Below are 24,549 nucleotides of genomic sequence, written 5' to 3' on the forward strand. Positions count from 1 at the left end.
CGCCCCCGGGTTGGGGCCGCGCGCGCCCCCGCCCCCGGCCCCGTCTCAGCCCCCCCCCTACCCCTCGCGGGGCCGGCCCCCGGGGCCCGCCCCCCCCCACTTCTGTGCCCGGAACGAATCCGTTCCGGGCGGGCTTCCTCAGACGCCGACCGCGACCGAACGGGCGGCGGCGTCCTTCTTCAGCCAGGTGAGGACCTGGTCGGTGGCCTTGCGCGCGGTGGTCATGCAGACACCGACGCCCACGCCGTCGTACAGGGCGCCGCACACCGCGAGTCCGGGCTGGGTCGCCACCGCCTCACGGATCCGCTTCACGCGGTCCAGGTGGCCGACGGTGTACTGCGGCAGGGCGTCGTCCCAGCGGCTCACCCGGGTCGCCACCGGACCGCCGGTCACGCCGGTGGCCTCGGCGATCTCGGCCGCCGCCAGCGCGACGAGATCGGCGTCGTCGCGCAGCAGCAGGTGCTCCTCGCCGAATCGCCCGAGCGCGCAGCGGACGATCTCCACCTCGCCCGCCAGGTGCGGCCACTTCACGGTCGTGAACGTGACCTCCTTGACCACCTTCCCCTCCACCGCGGGCACCCGGTAGGCGGCGTATCCGCGGGCGGAGAGCCCGCCGGGGAACGCCGCGCGGGGGTAGGCGAGCGTGACTGTCGCCGCGCTCGAGTACGGGACCTCGGCGAGCGCCGAGACGGCGGAGGCCGTTCCGGGGACCCCGGCGAGCAGACGGCTCGCGGGACCGGCGGGAACGGCGACGATGACGGCGTCCGCGTCGATGTGCTCCGGGTCGGTGACCGGGCCCACGGTCAGCCGCCAGCCGCCCGCGCTCCTGGCGAGCTCCCTGACGGGGGCCCCGGTGCGCACGGACGCGTCCGGCGCGGCGGCCAGCACCTCCCGCACGAGCGCGGGGGGCAGCGAACCGAACCCGCCCTCGAGGGTGGCGACGCTCACGGGCGGCGGCTTCTCCCCCTCCGCGAGGTGCGGCGTCAGCGAGCCCGCCGCGTCCGCGAGCGAGACGTGATTGCGGGACGCCATGGCCAGCGGGGTCAGCGTGGCCTCGAACGACAGGTCCTCGGCACGGCCGGAGAACACGCCCGCGAGGAACGGGTCGACGAGGCGGTCCACGACCTCCTGGCCGAGCCGGCCCCCGACATACGCCGCGACCGAGACGTCGCCGTCCCGGTCGAAGGAGGGCAGCGCGAGGTCCTGCCGCGCCCGGTCGAGCCCCGCGGCGGACAGCACGCCGGACCTGGCGAGGTCGTCCATGTCGCAGGGCACGCCCATGAACTGGCGGTCGGGCTGCTGCCGGATCTCGTCCCTGGTCCAGATCGCCGACGCGGTGACGCCCGCCGACATGATCCGGTCGCCGAGCCCGGCCTCCTTGATCAGTCCGGTGGTCTTGCGGCGGTTGAGGTACAGCGACTCGGCGCCCTCGTCGACTGCGACACCCGCCACCTCGGAGACCGACAGCTTCCCGCCGATCCGGGACGATCCCTCGAGCAGCGTCACCCGGACCGGCTCGTTCCGCAGATAGAACGCCGCCGCCAGTCCCGCGATACCACCCCCGACGATGACCACATGGGGCTTTCCGCTCGCCTGATCCCATTCGCTGCCAGCCATTCCACCAGCTCCTTCATGGTTACGGTGTCGTAGAGCCCGTCCCGGCGCCGACGGACGGCGCCGAGTCGGGTTTCGGCAGTCTGGCCGGGAGCCCCGGAACACCGGTCGAGGGCGGCTGGACCCTAGGACCGACGGGTGGTGCCGAACCAGCGGTCGAGGGCCTTGGGGAGGTCGTCGGTGGTGCCGGGGGAGGTCCAGGCGACGTAGCCGTCGGGGCGGATGAGGACTGTGTGCAGTGCGGGGTCGGGGTCGGTGGTCCAGGTTGCGGTGACGACGTCGATCCGGTCGGTCAGGTTCTGCGCGAGTTGTGCCTCTGTGCTGTGGGTGGTGATGAGCAGGCCGCGTCCGGTGTGCAGGAGGTCGGCGATGCGGGTGCGGGTGCCGTCGGGGAGGGTGAGTTCGCGGTCGGGCGGCATGCGCAGGCCGAGCAGCGGGTGGTCGCCCTTGCCCAGGTCGTAGCGGATGCCGAGGCCGCTCAGCATTCCGGCCAGGTGCTCGGCGGCGTCCTGGTGGGAGACCAGCTCGGCCATGACGCCGCGGACCGGGTCCATGTCCTCGCCGGTGAGCCGCAGCTCGATTGCTGCGCGGGCGTTGCGTGCCAGCTGCTCCCCGATCGGATGGCGTTCGGCGTGGTACGTGTCGAGCAGCCCGTCGGGTGCCCAGCCCTTGATCGTCGCCGCCAGCTTCCAGCCGAGGTTCACGGCGTCCTGGACGCCCACGCTCAATCCCTGCGCCATGGCCGGGGGCTGTACGTGTGCGGCGTCGCCCGCCAGGAACACCCGGCCGCGCCGGTACTCGGCGGCGGCCCGTGAGGCGTCGGTGAAGCAGCTGATCCAGCGGCACTGCCCGTGGTGGATGGACTCGCCGGTGAGCCGCTGCCAGGCGTCGGCGAGGTCGGGGTAGGTGAGGGAGCCGCGATCGCGCGGCGGCGTCCCGGCCTCGTGGACGACGACCCGGGTGACGCCGTTCTCCAGGTCCATCGCCATGACCATGCTGCCGCCCGGCAGGTTCTCGCCGATGCGCCGCTTACGGGTGTCGATCCCGGTGACGTCGGCAGTGAGGAAACCGCGTTCGCCATCCGAGCCGGGGAAGCCGATCCCGGCCATTTTGCGGATGGAGCTGCGCCCGCCGTCGCAGCCGATCAGGTAGCCGGCGGTGTCCTCACCCGGGCCGTCGGGGCCGTCGACGGCCACCACGACGCCGTCGGGGGTCTCCTGGAAGCCGGTCACCTCGTAGCCGCGCAGGATCGGCACGCCGAGCTCGGTCACCCAGCCTTCCAGCATCCGCTCGGTGCGGAACTGGGAGATCCCCCGGTGCCCGTAGTGGTCCTCCGCCAGCATGCCGAGGTCGATCGGCACCCCGCCGAAGTGGCTGTCGGCGGGCTCGGTCTCGCCAAGCCGGCCGAGCAGGCCCCGCTGGTCGAAGCACTCGGCGGTGCGTTTGGTGAAGCTCGCGCCGCGCGACTCCCGCGGCGGGGTGGGAAGCCTCTCGTAGACGACGACGTCCACGCCGCCGAGCTTGAGTTCGCCTGCCGTCATCAGCCCGACCGGGCCGGCGCCGACGACGATTACATCCCTGGCCATGTATACGCTCCTGTTCCGATGGGGGTTCCGTCGATGCCGCCGGTCACCGGCCGGCGGGCTGGGGGACGCGGGTGGTGCCGAACCAGCGGTCGAGGGCCTTGGGGAGGTCGTCGGTGCTGCCGGGGGAGGTCCAGGCGACGTAGCCGTCGGGGCGGATGAGGACTGTGTGCAGTGCGGGGTCGGGGTTGGTGGTCCAGGTTGCGGTGACGACGTCGATCCGGTCGGTCAGGTCCTGCGCGAGTTGTGCCTCTGTGCTGTGGGTGGTGATGAGCACGCCGCGTCCGGTGTGCAGGAGGTCGGCGATGCGGGTGCGGGTGCCGTCGGGGAGGGTGAGTTCGCGGTCGGGCGGCATGCGCAGGCCGAGCAGCGGGTGGTCGCCCTTGCCCAGGTCGTAGCGGATGCCGAGGCCGCTCACGATCCCGGCGACCTGCTCCGCCGCTCCCTTGTGGGCCAGCAGCTCGCCCATGACCTCGCGGATCGGGTCCATGGCGGCCTCGCCGAGGTAGATCTTCGCCGCCGCCCGGGCGTTGCGGATCAACTCCCGCCCGACCGGGTGCCGTTCGGCATGGTAGGTGTCGAGCAGGCCTTCGGGTGCCCAGCCCTTGATCGTCGCCGCCAGCTTCCAGCCGAGGTTCACGGCGTCCTGCAGTCCGGCGCTGAGCCCCCACGCGGCCAGCGGCGGGATCTCGTGTGCGGCGTCGCCCGCCAGGAGCACCCGGCCGCGCCGGTAGTCCTCGGCCAGCGCGGCGGAGTTGCCGCAGGCCCACAGCCACTGGGGCTCCGCGTGGTCGATGGACTCACCGGTGAGCCGCCGCCACGCGTCGGCGACCTGCGCGAACGTCAGCGAACCCGGGTCCGGACGGGCGGGCAGGGCCAGGTCGTGGATGACGACGCGGAAGCGGCCGTCGCCCAGCGGAGTGCACACCACCATGCTGCCGCCGGGAAGACGCTCGCCGATGGGCCGGGGGCGCAGGGCGACGCCGGTGATCTCCGCGGTGTACATGCCCCGGGTGGCCTCCCAGCCGGGAGCCGGGATTCCGGCCAGCGTGCGGACGGTGCTTCCCGCGCCGTCGCAGCCGACCAGGTACGCGGCGGTCTCCTCGTCGGGGCCGTCGGGGCCGGCGAAGGAGACCACGACGCCCTCGGGCCTCTCGCGGAGCCCGGTCACCTCGTGGCCGCGGCGCACCGGGACGCCGAGCTCGGCCAGCCAGCCGCTCAGCGCCTCCTCGGTCCTGGCCTGGGACAGGCCGAGCACTCCGCTGTGATCCTCATCGAGCATGCCGAGGTCGAAGCGGACCCCGCCGAAGTGTCCCATCGGGCCCCACCGGAACTCGCCCAGCCGAGGCAGCAGCCCGCGCTGTCCCAGAGACTCGGCGGCCCGCCTGTTGAAGCCGAGGGCACGGGATTCCCCGGTCGGGGCGGGCAGCTTGTCGTAGACGACCACGTTCACCCCGCCCAGGCGGAGTTCTCCGGCCAGCATCAGGCCGACAGGCCCGGCACCGACCACTATGACGTCAGTTGTTTTCATATTCAGGCCCTCTGCGCTGCGGCAATAGTTGGCCATTGTGAAGCTACCCAGCGCCATGTTCGACCGCAATGAGTTGAATGCGCGCGCGCCGGTCGAGCGTTCGACCGCGGATTCAGCGTGCTTGAACGCGGATTTTGAACGCTTGAACGCGGAGCGCGAATGGCAATGTCGGAGGTGCTCCCGGCTTTTGCCTCTTACTACCGTGAATGCCTGAGCAATTCGGCGCGCCTGAAGCGGAACGCCCCTCACGAAAGGAAAAGACGTGTCGGTCGAGAAGATCGCGCTCATCACGGGCGCCAACAAGGGCATCGGATTCGCCATCGCGCGGCAGCTCGGTGAGCAGGGGATCGTCGTCATCGTCGGCGCGAGGGACGAGGTGCTCGGCAAGCAGGCCGCCGACGCGCTGGCCGGCGACGGCGTCACGGCGGTGCCGCTCCGGCTCGACGTGACGGACCCGGCCTCCGTGGCCGAGGCCGCCCGCGAGATCGAACGGCGGTACGGACGCCTGGACATCCTGGTGAACAACGCCGGCGTCGCGGGCGGCTTCACCGGGACGCCCAGCGAGGCGCGGGCCGCCGACCTGCGGGAGGTCTACGAGACCAACGTCTTCGGCGTGGTCACCGTGACCCACGCGATGCTGCCATTGCTGCGCCGCTCCCCGGCCGGCCGTGTCGTCAACCTGTCCAGCCATGTGGGGTCGCTGACCCTGAACTCGGATCCGGGCTCCCCGCTGGCGGGCGTCAACATGATCGCCTACCAGTCCTCGAAGACCGCGCTGAACGCGGTCACGGTCGCGTATGCGAAAGAGCTGCGAGGGACCCCGATCAAGGTCAACTCCGCCCTCCCCGGAGTGGTGGCCACGGACATCAACCACCACCGCGGTCACCGGACACCCGCCGAAGGAGCGGTGATCGCGGTCCGGCTCGCCCTGCTGGACGAGGCCGGCCCGTCAGGCGCGTGCCTGGCGGATGACGGATCCGTTCCGTGGTAGCGCGGAACGTCACCAACAGAGAAGAGGAATGGCTGTGCTCCAGATCACCATCAGCGACCTCCAGACCATCATGCGCCAGTGCGCGGGCGAGGCCGAGGACGCGCTGCCGCTCGAGCAGGCCGCCGACCGTCCCTTCGACGAGCTGGGGTACGACTCCCTCGCGCTGCTCGAGACGCACAGCAGGATCGAGCGGGACTACGGCATCGAGCTCTCCGAAGACGAGGTCGGCGGGATCAACACCGCTCGGGAACTCGTCGACTTCGTCAACTCGCTGCTGCAGCTGAAGGTGATGACGGCGGTCTGATCCCCCGAGGGACCGCGGCCGTTCGCGGCCATCACATCTGATCGTCATGCCGGGCGAGGACCCGGCGGGCAAGAGACATGGAGGCAGACAGTGGCGGTTGAAGGAACGATCCTGGTACTGGGCGGTACCGGCCGGCAGGGCGGGGCGGTGGCCCGCGAACTGCTGCGGCGCGGGCGAACCGTGCACGCCCTGGTCCGCGACCCGCAGAAGGAGGAGGCGCGGGCGCTCGGGGAGGCGGGCGCGGTCCTCGTCCGCGGTGACATGGACGACGAGGCGTCGCTGCTGGCGGCGATGAAGGACGTCCACGGGGTGTTCAGCGTCCAGACGTTCCGGGGCCCCGGCGGGGTCGAGGCCGAGGAGCGGCAGGGCAGGGCGGTGGCCGACGCCGCGGTCCGGGCCGGGGTGAAGCACTTCGTCTACAGCTCGGTCGGCGGCGCGGACCGGGACACCCGTGTCCCGCACTTCGAGAGCAAACTGAGGATCGAGCGGTACCTGCTGACGCTCGATCTGCCGACGACGGTGCTGCGGCCGGTCATGTTCCACGACATCCTCCTCGACATAGCCCCGCGCCCGGTGGAGGGCGAGCTCGTCCTGTCCCTGTGGTTGGACCCCGAGACCTCGGTGCAGCTCATCGCCACAAGCGACATCGGCGCGTTCGCCACGGAGGCCTTCGAGAACCCGGACGTCTGGATCGGCCGTGCGGTCGAGATCGCCGGTGACGATCTGACGGGACCGCAGATGGCCGCGGCGTTCGAGGCCGTGTCCGGCGTCCCGACCCGGTTCCAGCAGCTGCCCATCGAGCCGCTGCGCGCGTCCCGCGCGGACCTCGCCAACATGTTCGACTGGTTCGAGCGTGACGGCTACCACGCCGACCTGCCCGAACTCCGCCGGATCAGGCCGGACCTCGTCTCCTTGGAGACCTGGCTCAGCGACAACTGGACCGCGCCCCTGGTCGAGTCACGACGCTGACCGTGGATCTCAGCTGAAGATCGGATCGCGGGTACGGGTGCGCTTGAGTTCGAAGAACCCGTCGGTCCCGGCCACGGCGAGAACGCCGTCCCAGAGCTTCACCGCGGCCTCGCCGCGCGGGGTCGGTGTCACCACGGGGCCAAAGAACGCCACGTCTCCCACCGCGATGACAGGGGTGCCCACATCGGTGCCGACGCGGCCGATGCCGTCGTGGTGCGAGGCGCGCACCGCGGCGTCGAACGCGTCGGACCCGGCCGCGTCGGCCAGGGCGGGATCGAGGCCCGAGGCGGCCAGGGCCGCCTCATAGGTGGACCGCTCCTTGGGTGCCTTCTCGAGATGGAACCGGGTGCCGAGTTCGGTGTACAGCCGACCCAGCACCTCGGATCCGTACGTCCGTTCGGCGGCGGCGCAGACCCGCACCGGCTCCATGCGCAGGGCCAGGTCCCGGTGCCAGCGTTCGGGCAGGTCGGCGCGCCCCTCGTTGAGCACGGTCAGGCTCATGAGGTGCCAGCGGAGTTCAAGGGGCCGTCGCCGCCCGACCTCGAGAACCCAGCGGGAGGTCAGCCACGCCCAGGGACAGGTGGGGTCGAACCAGAAGTCCACCGGGATCGGGGTGTCGTGCGGCAACGTCGGCCTCCTTGATGGGTCTGTGGGATCGCGATCAGTAGTTTCCGAGGCCACCGCAGACGTTGATCGCCTGAGCGGTCACGGGCGCCGCCGCGTCGGAGACCAGATAGGCGACGAGGCCGGCCACCTCCTCGGCGGTGGAGTAGCGGCCGAGCGGGATCTTCGCCTCGAAACGCTCGAGGATCTCCGCCTCGGTCGTTTCGAAGTGCGCGGCGTAACCCTGCCGCACCCGCTGCGCCATCGGGGTCTCCACGTAGCCGGGGCAGACGGCGTTGACCGTGACGCCCGTCTTCGCGAGCTCGAGCCCGAGCGCCTTGGTGAAGCCGATGACACCGTGCTTGGACGCCGAGTAGGGGGCGCCGAGCACGACGCCCTGCTTGCCGCCGGTCGAGGCGATGTTGATAATCCGGCCCCAGCCGCGCTCGACCGGGTTCCCCGCCTTGAGTACCGCGCGCGTCATCAGGAAGACGCTGTTCAGGTTGGTGTCGATCACGTCGTACCAGAGCTCGTCCGCGATCTCCGCGGTCGCGCCCCCGCCGCTGCGCCCGGCGTTGTTGACCAGGATGTCGATCCGCCCGTACCGCTCGACGGCCGTGTCGACGAGGCGGGCGACGTCGCCCGGATTCCGGACGTCGGCGGCCAGGCCGTCGGCGTCGTGGCCGTCCGCCCGGAGCTTGTCGACCGTCTCCTTGACGGTCTCGGGGTTCCGCGCGCAGAGGAAGACCCTGTGCCCCTGGCTCGCGAGGTTCTCGGCGATGGCCAGGCCGATTCCGCTCGTTCCGCCGGTGATCAGCGCTACCTGCTGTTCGTCGTCCGCCATTCCGTCTGCTCCTTCTTGGGGTGTATGTGGGGCCGGAACAAACTGACAAGGAGGACCGGATTCCCGGTCGAGCGGCGGTAGAGGTAGTTCTGTTCAACCGCACAGATTCTTCGGTTGAACGTTCGAGGCGACAATTCAAGTAATGCCGGAGTTGCGGGTCTGAGAAGTGCCGACCTATCGTCTCTGGAATCCACGAAATAGGCGCTCCGAGAGGAAAGTCATGTCCGCATTGTCCGAGGTTCGTGACCAATCCGACGCGTACTCGCTGCTCGATCTGATTCAGGGTGCCGTGATTACCCAGGCGATTTCCGTCGCGGCCAAGCTCGGCATCGCGGATGTCCTCGCCGACGGACCGCTGTCAGTCGAGGACATAGCCAAGCGGGTCGGATCCGACGCCAAGGCGACCCACCGGATCCTGCGGGCGCTCTCCGGCCACGGGGTGTTCGCGGTCCGTCCGGACGGCCGGTTCGAGCACACGCCGCTGTCCGACAAGCTCCGTGACGACGCGCCGGACTCGGTGCGCGGCTTCGCCCTGCTGATGAGCCAGCCACTGCTGTGGGAGGAGTGGGGTCACCTGTTCAGCACCGTGGAGACCGGCGAGCCCAACCTGCCGAAGCTGCGTGGCATGGGCGCGCTGGACTTCTTCCACGCCACCCCCGAATACGCGAGCGTGTTCTTCCACGCGTTCGGCCAGCTCTCGGAGTCGGAGACCGACCCGATCCTGGCCGCCTACGACTTCTCCCAGTTCCACACGGTCGTGGACGTCATCGCGGGTCGCGGCAACCTCCTGGCAGGCATCCTCAAGCAGGCGCCGAACGTCAAGGGCGTGCTGTACGACTCCGAGGTCGCGACCGTGGACTCGCCGGCGCTCTTCGAGGCGGCGGGGGTCGCGGACCGGCTCACGATCGAGCACGGCGGCTACCTCGGCAAGCTGCCGTCGGGCGCCGACGCCTACGTGTTCAAGCACATCATCCACGACTTCTCCGAGGCCGACGCCGTGACGGCTCTGCGGAACGCGCGCGAGGCGATCGGCCCCGACGGCAAGCTGCTCGTCATCGAGTACGTGCTCCCCGAGAACAACGAGCACCACCTCGGCCACACCATCGACCTCTGGCTGATGCTGATGCTCGGCGCCCAGGACCGCACGCTGGCGCAGTACACCGAGCTGTTCGCCAAGGCCGGCTTCAAGGTCACCAGAGCCGTCCCCACCACCGCGCCGATCTCGATCATCGAGGCGATCCCGGTCTGATTTCCGGCGGCCGCAGCCGGTCTCCCATCGCAGAAGCCGAGGCTCAGGACAGGAAAACATGGAAACCGATGTCATTGTGATCGGGGCAGGTCCCGCGGGACTGACGCTCGCGGCCGAACTCCGCCTCGGCGGCGCCGACGTCATCGTCTTCGAGCAGGCGGCCGAGCGGAGCTGGGAGTCGCGCGGCATCGGCTTCACCGCGCGCGCCACCGAGATGTTCCACCAGCGCGGAATCCTCGAACGCCTGGAGAACATCGAGGTCACCCGGCAGGGGCACTTCGGCGGCATCCCGATCGACTACGGGGTGCTGGAAGGGTCGCACTTCGGAGTGCGCGGCGCGCCCCAGTACAAGATCGAGGAAGTGCTGGAGAACCGTGCGCTGGAGCTGGGTGTGTCCCTGCGCCGCGGCTACGAGTTCACCGGCCTGACCGACACCGGAGACGGCGTCGCCGCGAGCGTGCGGGGGCCAAAAGGACCCGAGGAGTACTCCGCCCGCTACCTGGTGGGCTGCGACGGCGGGCGGAGCACCGTCAGGCGTCTGGCGGGCTTCGAGTTCGCCGGCTCCGACGCCACCCGCGAGATGTACCTGGCAGACGTCAGCGGCTGCGACATCAAGCCGCGGATGATCGGTGAGCTGCTGCCGAACGGCATGGTCATGGCGGCGCCGCTGGAGCAGGGCTACACCCGCATCATCGTCTGCGAGAACGGGACGCCGCCGGACCGGAGCCGCGAGGTGACCTTCACTCAGGTCGCGGACGCCTGGCAGCGGCTGACCGGCGACTCGATCCACCACGCCGAGGCGCGCTGGGTGAGCGGCTTCACCGACGCCACCCGCCAGGCCACCGAGTACCGGCGCGGCCGGGTGCTGCTGGCCGGGGACGCCGCGCACATCCACCTTCCCGCCGGTGGGCAGGGGCTGAGCGTCGGCGTGCAGGACGCCTTCAACCTCGGCTGGAAGCTGGCGGCGACGGTCAAGGGCCGGGCCCCCGAGGGCCTGCTCGACACCTACCACGCCGAGCGCCATCCGGTGGGGGCGCGGGTCCTGCGCAACACGCTCGCCCAGGGGACGCTCAACCTCACCGGCAGGTCGGTCGAGCCACTGCGGACCGTGATGGCGGAGCTCATCGCGATCCCGGCGGTGGCACGGCATCTGTCCGGCATGGTGAGCGGCTTCGACATCGGCTACGAGCTGGGCGGACCCGACCTCGACCGGCCGGCGCACCCCCTGCTCGGCAGCCGGATGGCCGACCGCGAGCTGGAGCTCGCCGACGGCGGCCACGACCGGATCGCGCGGCTGCTGCACCCGGCCCGGGGCGTCCTGATCACCGCCGACGCCTCGGACGAGACGAGCCGGGCCGCCGCCGGCTGGTCCGACCGCGTCGACCTGGTCCGGGTGAAGAGCTTCCCCGCCGGACCGGAGGAGGGCGGCGCCGCGACCGAGTCGGTGCTCATCCGCCCCGACGGCTACATCGCCTGGACCGCGCCGGACGGAGGCGGTCTCGTGGCCGCGCTGCGGCGCTGGTTCGGCGAGACCCGCTAGAGGCTCCGTTACCGAGAGGAGAAGGAACGTGACCGAGAACGCGGTACGTGAAACGGAACACGAGATCAACGTCTCCGCCCCCGCCGAACTGGTGTACGCGCTGATCGCGGACGTCGGCAGGTGGCCGGAGATCTTTCCCCCGACCGTGCACGCCGAGGTCGTCGACAAGGACGGCGACACGGAGGTGATCCGGCTCTGGGCGACCGCGAACGGCGCGGCCAAGACGTGGACCTCCCGGCGCCGGCACGAACCGGAGCGCATGAGCGTCACGTTCCGTCAGGAGCGGTCGCAGCACCCGGTCGGCGGCATGTGGGGCGCGTGGGTGGTGGAGCCCGTCTCCGCGACCTCGAGCCGGGTGCGCCTGCTGCACGAGTTCCACGCGGCGACCCGCGACCCCGCTGATCTCGACTGGATCAGCGAGGCGGTCGACCGCAACAGCGCGTCGGAGCTCCAGGCGTTGAAGGCGAGCGCCGAGGCGACCGGCCCCGACGAGCTCCTCACCTTCGACGACACCGTGACGGTCGACGGAAGCGGCAAGGACGTCTACGACTTCCTCAACGAGGCCCACCTCTGGCAGGAGCGGCTGCCGCATGTCGCCCGGGTGTCGCTGGAGGAGGACGAGCCCGGACTCCAGATCCTGGAGATGGACACCCGCACGAAGGACGGCAGCACCCACACCACGCGGTCCGTGCGCGTGTGCCAGCCGGCGACGGCCATCGTGTACAAGCAGATCGTCCTGCCCGCGCTGATGACGCTGCACACCGGGCGCTGGCTCATCGAGGAGCGCGACGGCGGCGGGGTGTCGGTGACGTCGCGGCACACGGTGCGGATCAACACCGAGAACATCGCCAAGGTGCTCGGTGAGGACGCGACGGTCCAGACCGCGCGGGAGTTCGTCCGCACCGCCCTGAGCGGCAACAGCCTGGCCACACTGGGCCTCGCGAAGGCCTACGCCGAAGGTGTCGGCGGCGGCCGCACGCGGCCGTGAACCTGTCCCGGGCGGCCGCGCGGGTCGTCATCGTCGGCGCGGGCCCCGTCGGGCTCCTGCTGGCCTGCGAGCTGAGGCGGGCCCGGGTCCCGGTGGTCGTCGTGGAGCGCCTGGCCGGTCCGATGACCGAGTCCCGGGCCAGCCAGCTGACCACGCTGACCGCCGAGTTGCTGCATGAGCGCGGGTTCGACGCGCTGCTGGCCGAGGCCGCGCACGAGCCGCGGACGCACTTCGGCGGGCTGGGGTTCGCACTGTCCGCAGGGGACAGCGCGTACGGGGGCAACTGGAAGCTGCCGCAGTACCGCACCGAGGCCGCCCTGGGCGAGCGCGCGGTGGAGCTGGGCGCGAGCGTGCTGCGCGCGCACGAACTGACCGAGATCACCGAGCAGTCGGACCACGTCCGCTGCGGGATCCAGGGCCCCGACGGCCGTCTGCAGATCCGGGCGGAGTACGTGGTGGGCTGCGACGGGGCCCACAGCACGGTGCGCCGACTGGCCGGGTTCCCCGTGACGGCCACGGCGGCGACGAAGGAACTGCTGCGGGCCGATCTCACGGGACTCCGGATCCGCGACCGCCGGTTCGAACGGCTCGACGGCGGGTTCGCGGTGGCGGCCACCCGCGACGGCGTCACCCGGGTGATGGTGCACGCGTTCGGTGCAGGAGTGGCCGAACGCTCGGGGCCGCCCGGGTTCGGGGAGGTCGTCCAAGTCTGGGAGCGGGTGACCGGAGAGGACATCTCCGGCGGAACTCCCGTCTGGCTGGACGCCTTCGACAACGCCAAGGGACAGGCCGGCTCCTACCGGCGCGGCCGGATCCTGCTGGCCGGCGACGCCGCGCACTGGCATCCACCGGTCGGCGGGCAGGCGCTCAACATCGGGCTCCAGGACGCGGTCGACCTGGGCTGGAAACTCGCCGAGACCGTGCACGGCCGGGCCGCGCCCGGACTCCTCGACACCTTCCACGACGAACGGCATCCCGTCGCGGCCCGGCTGCTCGACCACGTCGCGGCCCAGGAACAGCTGATGCTCTGCGGCCCCGAGATCGAGCCGCTGCGCGCGGTTGTCTCCGAGCTGATCGGCCTCGACCAGGTCCGCGCCCACCTGACGGCGATGGCGAGCAACCTCGACCACCGGTTTCGAAGAGCAGATACGCATGGAAGGCAGGAAAGACAGTGCAGGACTTTGACACAGACGTGATCATCGTGGGGGCGGGCCCCAGCGGGCTCATGCTCGCGGGCGAACTGCGCCTTGCGGGCGTGGAGGCCGTCGTACTGGAACGGCTGACGGAGCCGATGCGGCAGTCGCGCGCACTCGGCTTCTCGGCCAGGACAATGGAGGAGTTCGGTCAGCGCGGGCTGCTGGAGCAGTTCGGCGACATGGGCGTCATCCCGTTCGGTCACTTCGGCGGCATGCCCCTCGACTACACCGTCGTGCCGGGCGGCAACTTCGGTGTGCGGGGGGTTCCGCAGGCGTTCACCGAGTCGATCCTGAACAAGTGGGCGACCGGCCTCGGCGCCGAGATACGCCGCGGCTGGGAGCTCACCGGGCTGACCGCCACAGACGACGGCGTGGAGGTGCGGGCCAACACGCCGGACGGCCCGCGCACCCTGCGCGCCGCCTACGTGGTGGGCTGCGACGGCGCACGCAGTGCCGTCCGCACCCTGTCCGGCATCGACTTCCCCGGCTACGAGGCCACCCTCGAGATGCTGATGGCCGACGTCGCCGACGTCCAGGTGCGGCTGCGCCCCACCGGCGAGCTCGGCGACGCGGGCATGGTCGTCGTGCTCCCCGTCGGCCCGAACGCCACGCGCGTCGTCGTCTTCGAGCGGGGTGCCGGCGTGCGGCCCACGTCGCAGCCCCCCACCTTCCAGGAGGTGGCCGACGCCTTCAAGCGCGTGACCGGCGACGACATTTCCGGCGCCACCCCGCTGTGGCTCAGCTACTTCACCGACTCCAGCCGCCAGGCCGCCGAGTACCGCAAGGGCCGGGTCTTCCTGGCGGGGGACGCGGCGCACATCCACATGCCGATCGGCGCGCAGGGCATCAGCGCGGGGGTGGGCGACGCCGTCAACCTCGGCTGGAAGCTCGCCGCCGAGATCCACGGCCACGCCCCGGACGGGCTGCTCGACACCTACCACACCGAGCGGCACCCCGTCGGGGCCCGCATCCTGGCCAACACGCTCTCCCAGCGCAGCCTGTACCTCGGCGGCCCCGAGATGGACCCGATGCGCGCGGTCTTCGCCGAGCTGCTGGCCTACGAGGACGTCCAGAAGCTCCTGGTCGGCATGGTCACGGGCCTCGACATCGCCTACGACGCCCAAAGCGGCGACCACCCGCTGATCGCCCGCCGGCTGCCGGACTTCGGGCTCACCGGCGGCTCGGCCGGCGAGGCGACCGCGTACGGACTCCTGCACGGCGGGCGCGGTTTCGTCCTCGACCTGCGCGGCGACGACGACCTGCGCGCCACCGCACAGCCGTGGACGGACCGGGTCGACGTCGTCACCACGGAGTCCCGGCCCGAGGGCGCGCTCGCGGACGTCGAGGCGCTGCTGGTCCGGCCGGACGGCTACATCGCCTGGATCGGGTCCGGCGGATCCGGGACGGCCGGCCTGACGGACGCCCTGAGGCGCTGGTTCGGCGCTCCCCGCGACACCCACTAGGACATGACGCCCCGCCGTCGCGGGCGCTCAACGCCAACCAAGGAGGAACCATGCCGTTCATCAACCCCGAAGACGGGCACCTGACCGTCCTCAACCTGTTCAAGACCGACACCCGCGCGCGGGTGGACACGCTCGTCAAGGAGATGAAGGCGATCGTCGACACCGCGGCGTTCCCCGGCTGGATCTCGAGCACGGTGCACCGTGGCGAACAGACGCCGGGAACCGCGAACTTCATCCAGTGGCGTGGCATGCAGGACCTGGAGTCGCGCTACAACGACAGCGAGTTCAAGCACCACACCGTTCCGGTCTTCAGGGAGATCACGTCCTTCGTCCGCCTGATGCAGACCGAGGTGGAGCTGAGCCGGCGTCACCCCGCGCTGGGCGACGTCACCGAGGTCTCGCCCGACCGCGACGACTACACGGTCATCGAGATCCTCGGCGTGGACCCCGCCGAGCAGCGCGCCCTGGTCGCCGCGCAGGGGACCGCCCACTCCTGGCTGGTGGACGTCCCCGGATACCGTTCGCAGAGCGTGCTGCGCGGCATCCGCTCCCGCAACCTGGAGGGCGGCGAGGGCACCCTGGCGACCGTCGGCACGGACAACGACTTCGTCGTCGTCTACTCCCAGTGGGACGGCAAGGAGTCCTACGACGCGTTCCGCACGCAGGCCGAGGCCGAGTGGACGTCCGCCCGGCGCGGGTTCCAGGACAAGCGGAACTCGCTGACGACGAGCGCCGACTGGAACAGCTACCGCGCCGTTCACACCCGGTCCGCGTCGCAGCCCGTCGCGGCCTGACCTCCCGGACACACCTCCCGGACACGCGAAAACACGTGGGGCCCCTGGCTGGAAAGCCAGGGGCCCCACGGTGTTTTCCGGCTATGCCGCGATCTTGTCCCAGTGCCACTGGGAGTCGAACGAGGTGACCTCGATGTGCGCGCCGCCGGCGACCAGCGTGGCGGCCAGGCTCGTCGCCTTCGCGATGAACGCGGAGGCCCGGTCCGCCGCCAGCAGATCCTGCTCGTCGAACGGCAGCCCCTCGCAGCGCAGCAGCCGCAGGTCCATGAACCCGTTGAACTTCCGGCCCAGCACCTGCACCGCCTGCGGACTGCGGACGGTGAAGCGCACCCTGGCCGCGACGTGGCCGTTGTGGTGCTGGTCGGAGTAGTACGCGATGTCCGGGATCACCGGCGGGACGAAGTGGTCACGTGCCGCGATCTCGGGGACCTTCGGGAGGTTCCCGACCAGGAAGTGCCACGAGTTGTACTGCATCCGCGAGGAGATGGCCCACGCGGTGTCGGCCAGATGCGCGGCGGAGCCGCCGAAGAGCCGGCGGGAGTCCTGCGACGGTAGGACACAGCAGAAGAAGTGCGGGATCTCCCAACCGGCGATCTTGGGAAACTCCTCCGAGCGCAGCGCCGCGATCAGCGCGGGCAGCGAACGCATCCCGCGGCTCATCGCGAAGTCGGCGTCGAAGACCACCGTCGCCGCGCGCACGGTCTCGTACACCAGGGACTCCAGGCCCGTGCCGAACTCGCCGTGCGGTTCGGCCAGCCAGCCGGGCGACGCCTCGAGGTCCGCGGCCAGTTCGGCGAGGGTTTCGCCGGTGACCGGGAGCCGCGCGCGCACGCGTGCGCAGAGCTCGGCCTCCAGCTGTTCCGCGTCGTCCTTTGCGGGACCGGCGACCCGTTCGATCTTGTGCATCAGTGGGCCGTAGATCTCACGGTAGAGCTGCACGCTCCCCATGAGCTCCCGGCGCCGGCCGGCCAGCGCCTCCGCGAGCTCGCCCAGCGCGGCCACCCCGTGCGAGGCCGGGGCCGGCACCGGGGGCAGCGCGCCGGAGGCCGCGTTGTAGGCCGTGCGCGTCCGCTCGAAGAGGAGGGCCACGTGGTCGAGGGTGAGCTGGGTCCCGTTGGCCTCCTCGATCCGGGCGTACCCGGCCGACCGCACCAGCAGCGTGAGGCAGACCACCAGAAGCACGTCGCTGTCCGACCACAGCTCGAGCGGCACCGCCGCGAGGCTGCTCAGCGCGCAGTCGGGGTGACCCGGCCGCAGCGTCTTGCCCGTCAGCGTGTTCTGGTCGCGGAAGTTGGTGTACTGGCGTTCACCGGCGTAGAGGATGAACGGCGCGGTCCTGATCGCCGCCTCCGTCAGGTCCTCCAGCAGGTCACGGCGGCCGTCGGCGCCGACCGCCATCAGCCATTGGCGGCAGTCGGCGACCGACTCGTGCCACCGGTCGGCGGCCAGGGCAAGCCCGGCCTGGTAGTCCGCGAGGTCCTCGGCGGACCACGGCACCCGCAGCACGCCGTCGACCAGGTCGGCCTCGCCGCTCAGCGGGCCCTTCGACGGGACCCGGACGACGAGCCGGCCGCTCTTGTCCAGCCCGATCTCGCCGAGGAACGCGGTGGCGGAGCCGTCGGCCCGATCGGTGGTCCGGACGTCGTCCCGCCGGGACCTGCCGACGTCGTCCCGCCAGGACCTGCCGACCAGGACCTTCAGCGCGGTCTCGTCCTCGACGGGCAGCGCCCGCAGCTGGATGTCCGCCGGGACGTGCCCGGCGAGCGTGAGCAGCGTGTCCACGGCCGCGGCCAGGTCCGGTGCGTCGGTCGCCTGCTGCCAGGTCTGTTTGAGCAGCGCCGGGAACCCGGCGTTCTGCGTCACCAGGTAGTCGGGTTCGTCCGTGGCACCGGCCGGCCGGCCGAGCCTGCTGGGCCTGCGGCTCTGCCGCGCCTTCGCCAGGGCGGCCCTGCGGGGGAGCGTGTCGTCCCGCTCGGTGGGGAAAGTCATGCCGTTCCCCTGACTGTCACGTCGATGTGGTCCCACATGCGGGCCTCGGTGGCGGTCCACTCCTCGTCGACGTAGATGCAGTCGACGGGGCAGACCATCACGCACACCGGGCAGCCGGAGCAGAGTTCGGGGACGATCACGACGTTGAGCCCGTCGTCGAAGATCGCCCCGAACTCGGACGGGCAGCTGCGCAGGCACGTGTCACACGTGATGCATTCCGACGTCTCGATGCGACGCGGTGGCTTTTTCCAGTTCTCGTCGCGGGACTGCCGCGCGATCCGCTCGGTGCGTCCGGTGGTGGCTACGGAAGGAGTGTCTTTTACCCACGGCATGGTGTGCTCACCCTCACAAGAGATGGCCCGTCAGCGGGAGTGCTCGGTGACCGCGTCCGAGATGCCGTCCCACAGCCTCGTCCTGGCCGCGAGCGCGCGGTTGATGGTCTCCTGGGCCTCGGCCCACTTGAGCTCGTCTTCGCCGCACAGGTCGGCGAGCATCTGCATCGCCATCGGCGTGTGCTCCTCGGCGTCCACCTGGATGTGCCGCCTGAGGTAGTCGACGAAGGTGGACAGCGAGCCGTGGCCGGCGTTGAGCGCGGCGACCTGGTCGAACATGTCGGGGATCAGGTCCTCGCGGCCGAAGGCGAACGCCGCGGCCTGGCAGTGCACGGGGGAGTGCTCGATGAAGTCCCAGGTCGCTCCCACGAATTCGGCCACCGACTGCGGCACGCCCGCCTCCTGCAGCGCGGCGGGGACGGGACGCCCATCGCGCAGCAGGGCGATGAAGGCGTCGATGCGCGAGGTGTCGGCGCCCGACTGGCGCATGCCGTCGAGGTACAGCTCGAAGTGGCTGATGAAGCCGTCGCCGAGCTCGTCGCTCTCCTCGACGAGGACGATGTCGTTGATGAGCCTGCGGCTTCCGGTGGCGGCGGACGGCACCCACGGCACCTCGACGCAGGTCAGCCGGCGCTGCAGGGACTTGAGGAGGGACATGAAGTCCCACACCGCGAACACGTGGTGCTCCATGAACGTGACGACCGCGTCCACGGAGTTCAGCTGGTGGTAGATCGGGTGGCTGAGGACCTTCTGACGGGACGGCTCGATGGCGCCCTTGAGCGTCTCGATGGCCGGGTGGGTTCCATCCCATTCGTACCGTGACATGGTGAATCTTCCCTTGCTCTCGGGTTTGCGTTGACTGATGGGTTTGCGTTGGCTGAGGGGTTGCTCAGAAGGCACCGAAGTACTCGCGGTGCTCCCATGCGGTGACGTCGCCTGAGGCGCCCTCGGGAAGCTCGGCCGCGCACCAGGCGTCGAACCTGGCGGCCTCGCTCTCCTTGAGCTTTGCCAAGCAGCTGTGGAGCGGTGCGCCGAGCAGCCGCTCGGCGCTGTCGCTCGCGCGGAAGGCGTCCAGCGCCTCGCGCAGAGTCCTCGGCAGGGGGGGATGCGGGCTACGGCCGGACGGCACGCCGGAGAGCAGCCCTTCGAGGCCGGCGTGCAGCTGGGAGGCGATGGCGAGGTAGGGGTTGGCGCACGGCTCCCCGATCCGGTTCTCGACGTGGGTCGAGCTGCCACCGCTGAGCACCCGGACCAGGGCGCTGCGGTCCTCGAACCGCCAGTCGACGGAGGTCGGGGCGAGCGTGAACTCCGGAGCCAGCCGCCGGTAGCCGTTCACGGTCGGAACGGACAGCAGGCACAACTCCCGCGCGCGGGACAGCAGGCCCTCGATGTAGGCCTCGCCCTCGGCGGAGATGGCGTCCTGCAGGCCGTCGCCCTCAGCGAACAGGTTGAGGTCGGTCTTCGTGCTGGTGACGGACTGGTGGAGATGCCAGCCGCTGGGGTCGAAGCTCGCGAGGCGCGGCAGGGTCATGAACGACGCGTGGTAGCCGCGCCGCCTGCACTCCTGCTTGAGCTGGGTACGGAGCAGCAGCATCGCGTCGGCGGCGTCCAGCGCCAGCATCGGGTTGAAGGTCGTCTCGAGCTGTCCGGGGCCCGACTCGTGCTCGAACGAGCGCAGGGGCAGGCCGAGTTTCATGAGCATCGCGGCCAGCGGGTCGGCGACGTCGGCCACCGAGTCGTAGTAGCTGTCGAGGTTGAACTGGTAGCCGGGGTTGACGGCCTCCACCTCGGGGGCGGGTCCCTGAAGGCCGAAACCGTTGCCCGCGTTGCCCACCGGGCCGCCGGTCAGCCGGGTGAGGTACCACTCGACCTCGAGACCGATGACCGGGGACAGGTCGTGCCTGGCGTACTCGGCGCAGACCCGGCGCAGGACGTCGCGGGCGGAGAGCGGGTGCGGCGTGCCGTCGCGCAGGTACTCGTTCCCGAGCACCCAGGCGGTCCTCGGCTCGGTCCTGGGCAGCACCTGGAACGTGCGCGGATCAGGGACGAGCACGAAGTCGCCCGCGCCGAGCAGTTCGCCGACCCCGACACCGGCGTCGGCGAGGAAGTCGACGGCGACGGCGTGTCCGGTGTCGAAGAGGAACGGCCCCGCGCTGAAGTCCATGCCGTTGCGCAGCACCGAGCGGAACACGTTCGCGGGCACCGTCTTGGACCGGGCGAGTCCGTGCGGGTCACAGAACACGACCCGGACGAGATCGACCTCCTGCAACTGCAGTTCGACCTGCTCGGCCGCGGCGGCCTGCCGGTCGTCCCAGAGCCCGAACTCGGCGACGAACGAGGGGCGCCCGACGCCGCTCTCGTCACCGTGCAGGGACCACGACCTGGAAACCATGATCATTCTCCTTTCGTTGCGATGCTGGGAAGGATGCGGGTCAGGGTGAGGCCGAGCGCCGTCTCGAGGAGTTCGGCGGCCGAGAGCACGAAGTCGTCGGCGACCCGGCCCGCGGGCTCGACGAACGGAGGGCGCCCGATGGCGCTCTCGTCGCCGTGCAGGGACCACGAGCTGGAAACCATGATCACGTTCCTTTCGCTGGGATGCCGGGGCGGGTCAGGGTGGGGCCGAGCGCCGTCTCGAGGAGTTCGGCGGCCGAGAGCACGAGGTCGTCGTCGCCGACCCGGCCCACGAGTTGGAGACCGGCCGGGAGCCCGGCCGGCGTGAGACCGACGGGCAGCGACAGGGCGGGCTGGCCGGTGAGGTTGAACGGGTAGGTCGCGGGGGACCACGCCAGCCAGCGCAGGTCCCCGGGGTCGGCGGCCCAGGGCGGGGCGATCGCGTCGGCGGCGAAGGGCTCGATCGGGACGGTCGCCATGACCAGCAGGTCATAGGCCTCCATCACCGAGGCGAGCCTCGTCCGCAGGGCGAGCCGTGTCTGTTCGGCGCGGGCCACCGCGGCGCCGCTCAGGGATCGCCCGTAGCGCACGATCGCGAGCCGGCCCTCGTCGCACCACGGCTCGTCCTGCGGCGCGGTGCCGTTCGCGTCGGCGGCGGCGAGGATGTCCACCAGGGCGCCGTACGGGTCGGGGAACGGGACCTCGATGCGGTCGACGCGGTGTCCCAGCGCGGTCAGTACCGGCAGGACGCCCTCGGTGACGTCGCGGACCGCTCCGGACGTCCCCGGGAACTCGATCCAGCCGACACGCAGCGGGGTGAGCGCCGGCGCGGGCACGGACGGAGCGGTCACCGAGTCGGGGTCGCGGTGATCGGGGCCCGCCAGCACCGACATGAGTTCGGCGACGTCCGCCACACTTCGCGCGAACGGCCCGACATGGGACAGCCGTTCGGCACAGGGCGGCACGTAGGGGATCCGCCCGTAGGAGGGCTTGAACCCGACCACGCCGCAGAACGCCGCGGGAATGCGGACCGACCCGGCTCCGTCGGTGCCGAGCGAGGCGGTGCACAGGCCCGCCGCCACAGCGGCCGCCGACCCGCCGCTGGAGCCGCCGGCGGTCCTGTCGAGTGCCCAGGGGTTGCGGGTGGGGGAAGCCACCCGGCTGACGGTGCTCGCACTCCATCCGTACTCCGACGTCGTCGTCTTCCCCACGACGATCGCGCCCGCGGCCCGCAGCCGGGTCACGGAGGGCGCGTCGGCGGCGGTGCGACGGTTCGGCAGCAGCGATCCCCGCCTGGTGGGGATGTCCTGTGTCTGGATGAGGTCCTTCACCGACACCGTGACGCCGAGCAGCGGCCGGTCGCGGAAGGCGGCCGCGCCGAGACCGGCGAGGAGGCGGTCGGCCGCTTCGGCCTCCCGCAGCGCGCGGGCCTCCGCGACCTCGACGTACGCGCCGAGCTCGGTGTCCGTCTCACGGATGGCGGTGAGCACGTCCAGCACGTGCTCGGCGACCGTGGAATGACCCTCGAGAAGAAATTGCCGTGTTTCATGAATGCCACGGCAGATCGGCTGTCTACTCTTCGTTGCGGTGGACTTTGACACGAGACCACTACAAGTCATCGTCTGAATTCCTTGCAACTTACAGATTGCGGGTGTTGCATCTGCGCGCATTCCGCAGTTGAACGGGATTCCTTGCGAATGGGTCGGGCGGAGAGCAGCATGCTTCCGAGGTAATTCACACGTACTTATCGCACAGGAGAAGACCCGATGACTCCACGGATGGACAACCCTTCCCTGGTCGTTCCCGGCGCGCTGCAGCCCCTGCTCGACCTGACCGAGGTCATCGGCAAGGTCGGCGTGCCGCAGACGACCCTCGACCTCGTCCGGCTGCGTGTCAGCGAGATCAACGGCCGTGTCTACACGCTCCCGGACAAGTCCGAGAAGACCGAGAAGGCCGAGCAGGCGGACGAGCGCCTCCCTCTGGTGGCCACCTGGCGGACCGAGTCCTGCTTCACCGACGCCGAGCGCTCCGCGCTGACGATGGCCGAGGCCGTCACCTTGATGACCGATCCGCAGGACATGGCGTCGGACGCGGTCTGGGAGGACGCCGCCCAGTACTACAACGACGAGCAGCTCGGCGCGCTGGTCATGCACATCGGCCTGGTCAACTTCTGGAACCGGGTGAACGTCGCCACCAAGCAGGAACCCGCGGCCTGGCGCTGAGGAAGGGAACACATCACCGTGCTGAAGCTCATCAACGCCGGTCTGGGCAGGACCGGCACGACGTCACTGCAGGTGGCCCTGGACCGGCTCGGTCTCGGCCCCTGCTTTCACATGTTCGACATCGTCGGCGACGAGAGGCGCCTCGAGCAGTGGGAGAAGATCGTCTGCGACGGAGAGCGCCCCGACTGGCCGCAGCTGTACGACGGTTACACCTCCGCGGTGGACGGTCCCTGCGCGATCTACTACCAGCGGATCAGTGAGGCGTTTCCCGAGGCCAAGGTGATCCTCACGGTGCGCGACGCCGAGAGCTGGTACCGCAGCACCTACGACACGCTGTACCAGTTCGCCGTCCGGAGCATGGAGAACCCGCCGGAACCCGGTTCCCGGCAGGCCCGGCTGTTCCGCGTCACCAGCGCCATGGTCTGGGACGGCCTTTTCGACGGCCGTTTTTCCGACAAGGACCACGCCATCGAGGTCTACCACCGGCACAACGAGGAGGTCGTGCGCGCCATCGGCTCGGACAACGTCCTTGTTTACGACGTGAAGCAGGGGTGGGAGCCGCTGTGCGCCTTCCTCGGGGTCGAGGTTCCCCAGGAGGACTTCCCGCACGCCAACGACTCCGCGTCCATGCGCCGGCGCATCGCCCAGGCGGCCGGAGCCGGCCCGGTCTCCACCGGTTGAGTCAGCGAGGAGCATTCGGTGTTGATCTCGGAAATGGCGGTCCCCGGCGCGTACCGCGTCGAACCCGAGCCCCTGAGCGACCGACGGGGGTATTTCTTCGAATCGGTGAAGGCCAGCGCTCTGCTGGCCGACAGCGGCTGGGGGTTCGCGGTCCGCCAGGTCAACTTCTCGGTGTCCAAGCGGAACACCCTCCGGGGCATTCACGGCACCAAGGTCCCGCCCGGCCAGGCGAAGTTCGTCACGTGCGTGCGGGGGAGTGCCCTCGACATCGCCGTCGACCTCCGCGTGGGTTCGCCGACGTTCGGCCACTACGACGTCACCTACCAGAGCCCGGAGACGGGGACGGCCGTGTACCTGCCCGACGGGGTCGGCCACGCGTTCCTCGCCCTCACCGACGACACGTGCATGAGCTACCTCTGCTCGCAGGAGTACGAGCCGGGAACGATGATCGACGTCGACGCGCTCGATCCGGAGCTGGCGCTGCCGTGGGATCTGAAGGAACCGCCGATCCGCTCGGACAAGGACGCCGCGGCCCCCACCCTGGCCGAGGCGGCGGCCGCCGGTCTCCTGCCGACCTATGACCAATGCCTGCCGCGTACTTTCCTCGCTCTCTGACTGGTTTCAGGTAGCGGGCGCGACGAATGACCGCAACAATTCTGATTCGATATCGCGCCCCGAGGCGCGGGAAATGACTGGAGGTGGCGATGGCGGAGAACACGCGCAAGTCGGGCACGCCCGGGGCGTTCTCCCGGTGGATGCAGAAGAGAATGAACGCCCGAATGATCCGTAAGGTCCGCGACGGCAAGGCTCAGTTCATGGGCATGGACGTGCTGATCCTGAACACGGTGGGCAGCCGGAGCGGGCAGCCACGGGAGACTCCCGTGGCCTGGTTCGGCGAGGGAGGCGACGCCTGGCTGAGCATCGCCTCGGGTGGCGGAAGCCAGAACCCGGACTGGTACACCAATCTGATGGCCAACCCGGAGAAGGCGACGGTCGAGCTGCCCGGCCGCGGCCCGGTGAAGATCACGCCGCACCGGCTCGGCGGCGCCGAGCGCGAAGAAGCGTGGAAGCTCATCTCGACCGCCCAGCCCCGTATCGCCAAGTACCAGAGCAAGTCCGAGCGGGAGTACCCGATCGTCAAGCTCACCCCTCAGTAGTACGAGTCAGTAGTACGAGAAGATGGTCGACGGGCTTCTCACCCGGGCCGGCACCGATGTCGTGCTCGCCAACAGCGCGTACGACGCGGAGCGCTTCCGCAGCGCCTT

At 70.5% G+C, this 24,549-nt stretch carries 24 protein-coding genes; 13 read left to right on the forward strand and 11 right to left on the reverse strand.

All coding sequences use genetic code 11. The features are described 5' to 3' along the window. Positions 1-138: 138 nt before the first annotated feature. From hemG to AB0D27_RS39410, 3 genes are all read right to left on the reverse strand, one after another. The gene (gene hemG, locus AB0D27_RS39400) at positions 139-1,617 is read right to left on the reverse strand and encodes a protoporphyrinogen oxidase (RefSeq protein WP_362518750.1); all 1,479 of its coding nucleotides are present in this window, start codon (positions 1,615-1,617) and stop codon (positions 139-141) included. A 122-nt stretch (positions 1,618-1,739) separates the two neighbouring features. Next, positions 1,740-3,200, reverse strand: coding sequence for an FAD-dependent monooxygenase (locus AB0D27_RS39405; protein WP_362518752.1), 1,461 nt, complete (start codon positions 3,198-3,200; stop codon positions 1,740-1,742). A gap of 43 nt (positions 3,201-3,243) precedes the next feature. Next, complete coding sequence (locus tag AB0D27_RS39410; protein ID WP_362518754.1) at positions 3,244-4,728, reverse strand: FAD-dependent monooxygenase; 1,485 nt, start codon at positions 4,726-4,728, stop codon at positions 3,244-3,246. 262 nt (positions 4,729-4,990) lie between these two features. Here AB0D27_RS39410 and AB0D27_RS39415 point away from each other — a divergent pair, with 262 nt between their 5' ends. The 3 genes from AB0D27_RS39415 (at position 4,991) to AB0D27_RS39425 (ending at position 6,992) form a co-directional block, all read left to right on the forward strand. Further along, positions 4,991-5,719, forward strand: a complete 729-nt coding sequence (locus tag AB0D27_RS39415) for an SDR family oxidoreductase (RefSeq protein WP_362518757.1) — start codon at positions 4,991-4,993, stop codon at positions 5,717-5,719. 34 nt (positions 5,720-5,753) lie between these two features. Then, positions 5,754-6,023: an acyl carrier protein gene (locus tag AB0D27_RS39420; RefSeq protein ID WP_362518760.1), complete on the forward strand. Its 270-nt coding sequence runs from the start codon at positions 5,754-5,756 to the stop codon at positions 6,021-6,023. A 90-nt stretch (positions 6,024-6,113) separates the two neighbouring features. Further along, on the forward strand, positions 6,114-6,992 hold the full coding sequence (locus AB0D27_RS39425; RefSeq protein WP_362518762.1) for an NmrA/HSCARG family protein: 879 nt from the start codon (positions 6,114-6,116) through the stop codon (positions 6,990-6,992). 9 nt (positions 6,993-7,001) lie between these two features. On the opposite strand, the gene AB0D27_RS39430 is transcribed toward AB0D27_RS39425, so the two are convergent. Together AB0D27_RS39430 and fabG are read right to left on the reverse strand one after the other, a co-directional pair. Further along, a complete protein-coding gene (locus AB0D27_RS39430) occupies positions 7,002-7,619 on the reverse strand; it encodes a disulfide bond formation protein DsbA (RefSeq protein WP_362518765.1) in 618 nt (205 codons plus the stop codon). Between the two features lie 34 nt (positions 7,620-7,653). Beyond that, positions 7,654-8,439 (reverse strand): 3-oxoacyl-ACP reductase FabG, encoded by a 786-nt coding sequence (fabG, locus tag AB0D27_RS39435; protein ID WP_362518768.1) that lies wholly within the window; start codon positions 8,437-8,439, stop codon positions 7,654-7,656. Between the two features lie 220 nt (positions 8,440-8,659). On the opposite strand from fabG, the gene AB0D27_RS39440 reads away from it, so the two are divergent. The 6 genes from AB0D27_RS39440 to AB0D27_RS39465 are packed head-to-tail and all read left to right on the forward strand — an operon-like array spanning position 8,660 to position 15,669. Beyond that, positions 8,660-9,688 carry a methyltransferase gene (locus AB0D27_RS39440; protein ID WP_362518770.1) on the forward strand — a complete coding sequence of 343 codons (1,029 nt, stop codon included), beginning with the start codon at positions 8,660-8,662 and terminating at the stop codon, positions 9,686-9,688. Between the two features lie 58 nt (positions 9,689-9,746). Further along, positions 9,747-11,228: an FAD-dependent monooxygenase gene (locus tag AB0D27_RS39445; RefSeq protein WP_362518773.1), complete on the forward strand. Its 1,482-nt coding sequence runs from the start codon at positions 9,747-9,749 to the stop codon at positions 11,226-11,228. Between the two features lie 28 nt (positions 11,229-11,256). Next, a complete protein-coding gene (locus AB0D27_RS39450; protein ID WP_362518776.1) occupies positions 11,257-12,216 on the forward strand; it encodes an aromatase/cyclase in 960 nt (319 codons plus the stop codon). Next, on the forward strand, positions 12,213-13,412 hold the full coding sequence (locus tag AB0D27_RS39455) for an FAD-dependent monooxygenase (RefSeq protein ID WP_362518778.1): 1,200 nt from the start codon (positions 12,213-12,215) through the stop codon (positions 13,410-13,412). The genes AB0D27_RS39450 and AB0D27_RS39455 overlap by 4 nt, the downstream gene beginning before the upstream one ends. Further along, entirely contained in the window at positions 13,388-14,875 is a 1,488-nt protein-coding gene (locus AB0D27_RS39460; protein WP_362518781.1) for an FAD-dependent monooxygenase, read from the forward strand. Before AB0D27_RS39455 ends, AB0D27_RS39460 begins: the two co-directional genes overlap by 25 nt. Positions 14,876-14,925: 50 nt before the next feature. Next, positions 14,926-15,669 carry an antibiotic biosynthesis monooxygenase gene (locus tag AB0D27_RS39465; RefSeq protein ID WP_362518783.1) on the forward strand — a complete coding sequence of 248 codons (744 nt, stop codon included), beginning with the start codon at positions 14,926-14,928 and terminating at the stop codon, positions 15,667-15,669. 81 nt (positions 15,670-15,750) lie between these two features. Here the strand turns inward: AB0D27_RS39465 and AB0D27_RS39470 are convergent, their stop codons facing one another. The 6 genes from AB0D27_RS39470 to AB0D27_RS39495 all read right to left on the reverse strand — a co-directional run bounded on the left by AB0D27_RS39470 (position 15,751) and on the right by AB0D27_RS39495 (position 21,880). Next, the gene (locus tag AB0D27_RS39470; protein ID WP_362518786.1) at positions 15,751-17,658 is read right to left on the reverse strand and encodes a hypothetical protein; all 1,908 of its coding nucleotides are present in this window, start codon (positions 17,656-17,658) and stop codon (positions 15,751-15,753) included. Next, positions 17,655-17,990: a 4Fe-4S dicluster-binding protein gene (locus tag AB0D27_RS39475; RefSeq protein WP_362518788.1), complete on the reverse strand. Its 336-nt coding sequence runs from the start codon at positions 17,988-17,990 to the stop codon at positions 17,655-17,657. Before AB0D27_RS39475 ends, AB0D27_RS39470 begins: the two co-directional genes overlap by 4 nt. Positions 17,991-18,020: 30 nt before the next feature. Continuing rightward, the gene (locus AB0D27_RS39480; protein WP_362518791.1) at positions 18,021-18,815 is read right to left on the reverse strand and encodes a DUF3050 domain-containing protein; all 795 of its coding nucleotides are present in this window, start codon (positions 18,813-18,815) and stop codon (positions 18,021-18,023) included. A 64-nt stretch (positions 18,816-18,879) separates the two neighbouring features. Further along, positions 18,880-20,382 carry a glutamine synthetase family protein gene (locus tag AB0D27_RS39485; protein ID WP_362518794.1) on the reverse strand — a complete coding sequence of 501 codons (1,503 nt, stop codon included), beginning with the start codon at positions 20,380-20,382 and terminating at the stop codon, positions 18,880-18,882. 2 nt (positions 20,383-20,384) lie between these two features. Further along, positions 20,385-20,564, reverse strand: coding sequence for a hypothetical protein (locus AB0D27_RS39490; RefSeq protein WP_362518796.1), 180 nt, complete (start codon positions 20,562-20,564; stop codon positions 20,385-20,387). 2 nt (positions 20,565-20,566) lie between these two features. Next, complete coding sequence (locus AB0D27_RS39495) at positions 20,567-21,880, reverse strand: amidase family protein (RefSeq protein ID WP_362518798.1); 1,314 nt, start codon at positions 21,878-21,880, stop codon at positions 20,567-20,569. Between the two features lie 267 nt (positions 21,881-22,147). Here AB0D27_RS39495 and AB0D27_RS39500 point away from each other — a divergent pair, with 267 nt between their 5' ends. The 4 genes from AB0D27_RS39500 to AB0D27_RS39515 all read left to right on the forward strand — a co-directional run bounded on the left by AB0D27_RS39500 (position 22,148) and on the right by AB0D27_RS39515 (position 24,441). Beyond that, positions 22,148-22,603 carry a carboxymuconolactone decarboxylase family protein gene (locus AB0D27_RS39500; RefSeq protein WP_362518800.1) on the forward strand — a complete coding sequence of 152 codons (456 nt, stop codon included), beginning with the start codon at positions 22,148-22,150 and terminating at the stop codon, positions 22,601-22,603. An 18-nt stretch (positions 22,604-22,621) separates the two neighbouring features. Then, positions 22,622-23,284 carry a sulfotransferase family protein gene (locus AB0D27_RS39505; RefSeq protein WP_362518803.1) on the forward strand — a complete coding sequence of 221 codons (663 nt, stop codon included), beginning with the start codon at positions 22,622-22,624 and terminating at the stop codon, positions 23,282-23,284. Between the two features lie 18 nt (positions 23,285-23,302). Next, complete coding sequence (locus AB0D27_RS39510; RefSeq protein ID WP_362518805.1) at positions 23,303-23,899, forward strand: dTDP-4-dehydrorhamnose 3,5-epimerase family protein; 597 nt, start codon at positions 23,303-23,305, stop codon at positions 23,897-23,899. Between the two features lie 89 nt (positions 23,900-23,988). Next, complete coding sequence (locus AB0D27_RS39515; RefSeq protein WP_362518808.1) at positions 23,989-24,441, forward strand: nitroreductase/quinone reductase family protein; 453 nt, start codon at positions 23,989-23,991, stop codon at positions 24,439-24,441. The last annotated feature ends 108 nt before the right edge of the window (positions 24,442-24,549 follow it).

It is taken from the genome of Streptomyces sp. NPDC048415 (genome assembly GCF_040651675.1).
Taxonomy (GTDB): Bacteria; Actinomycetota; Actinomycetes; order Streptomycetales; family Streptomycetaceae; genus Streptomyces.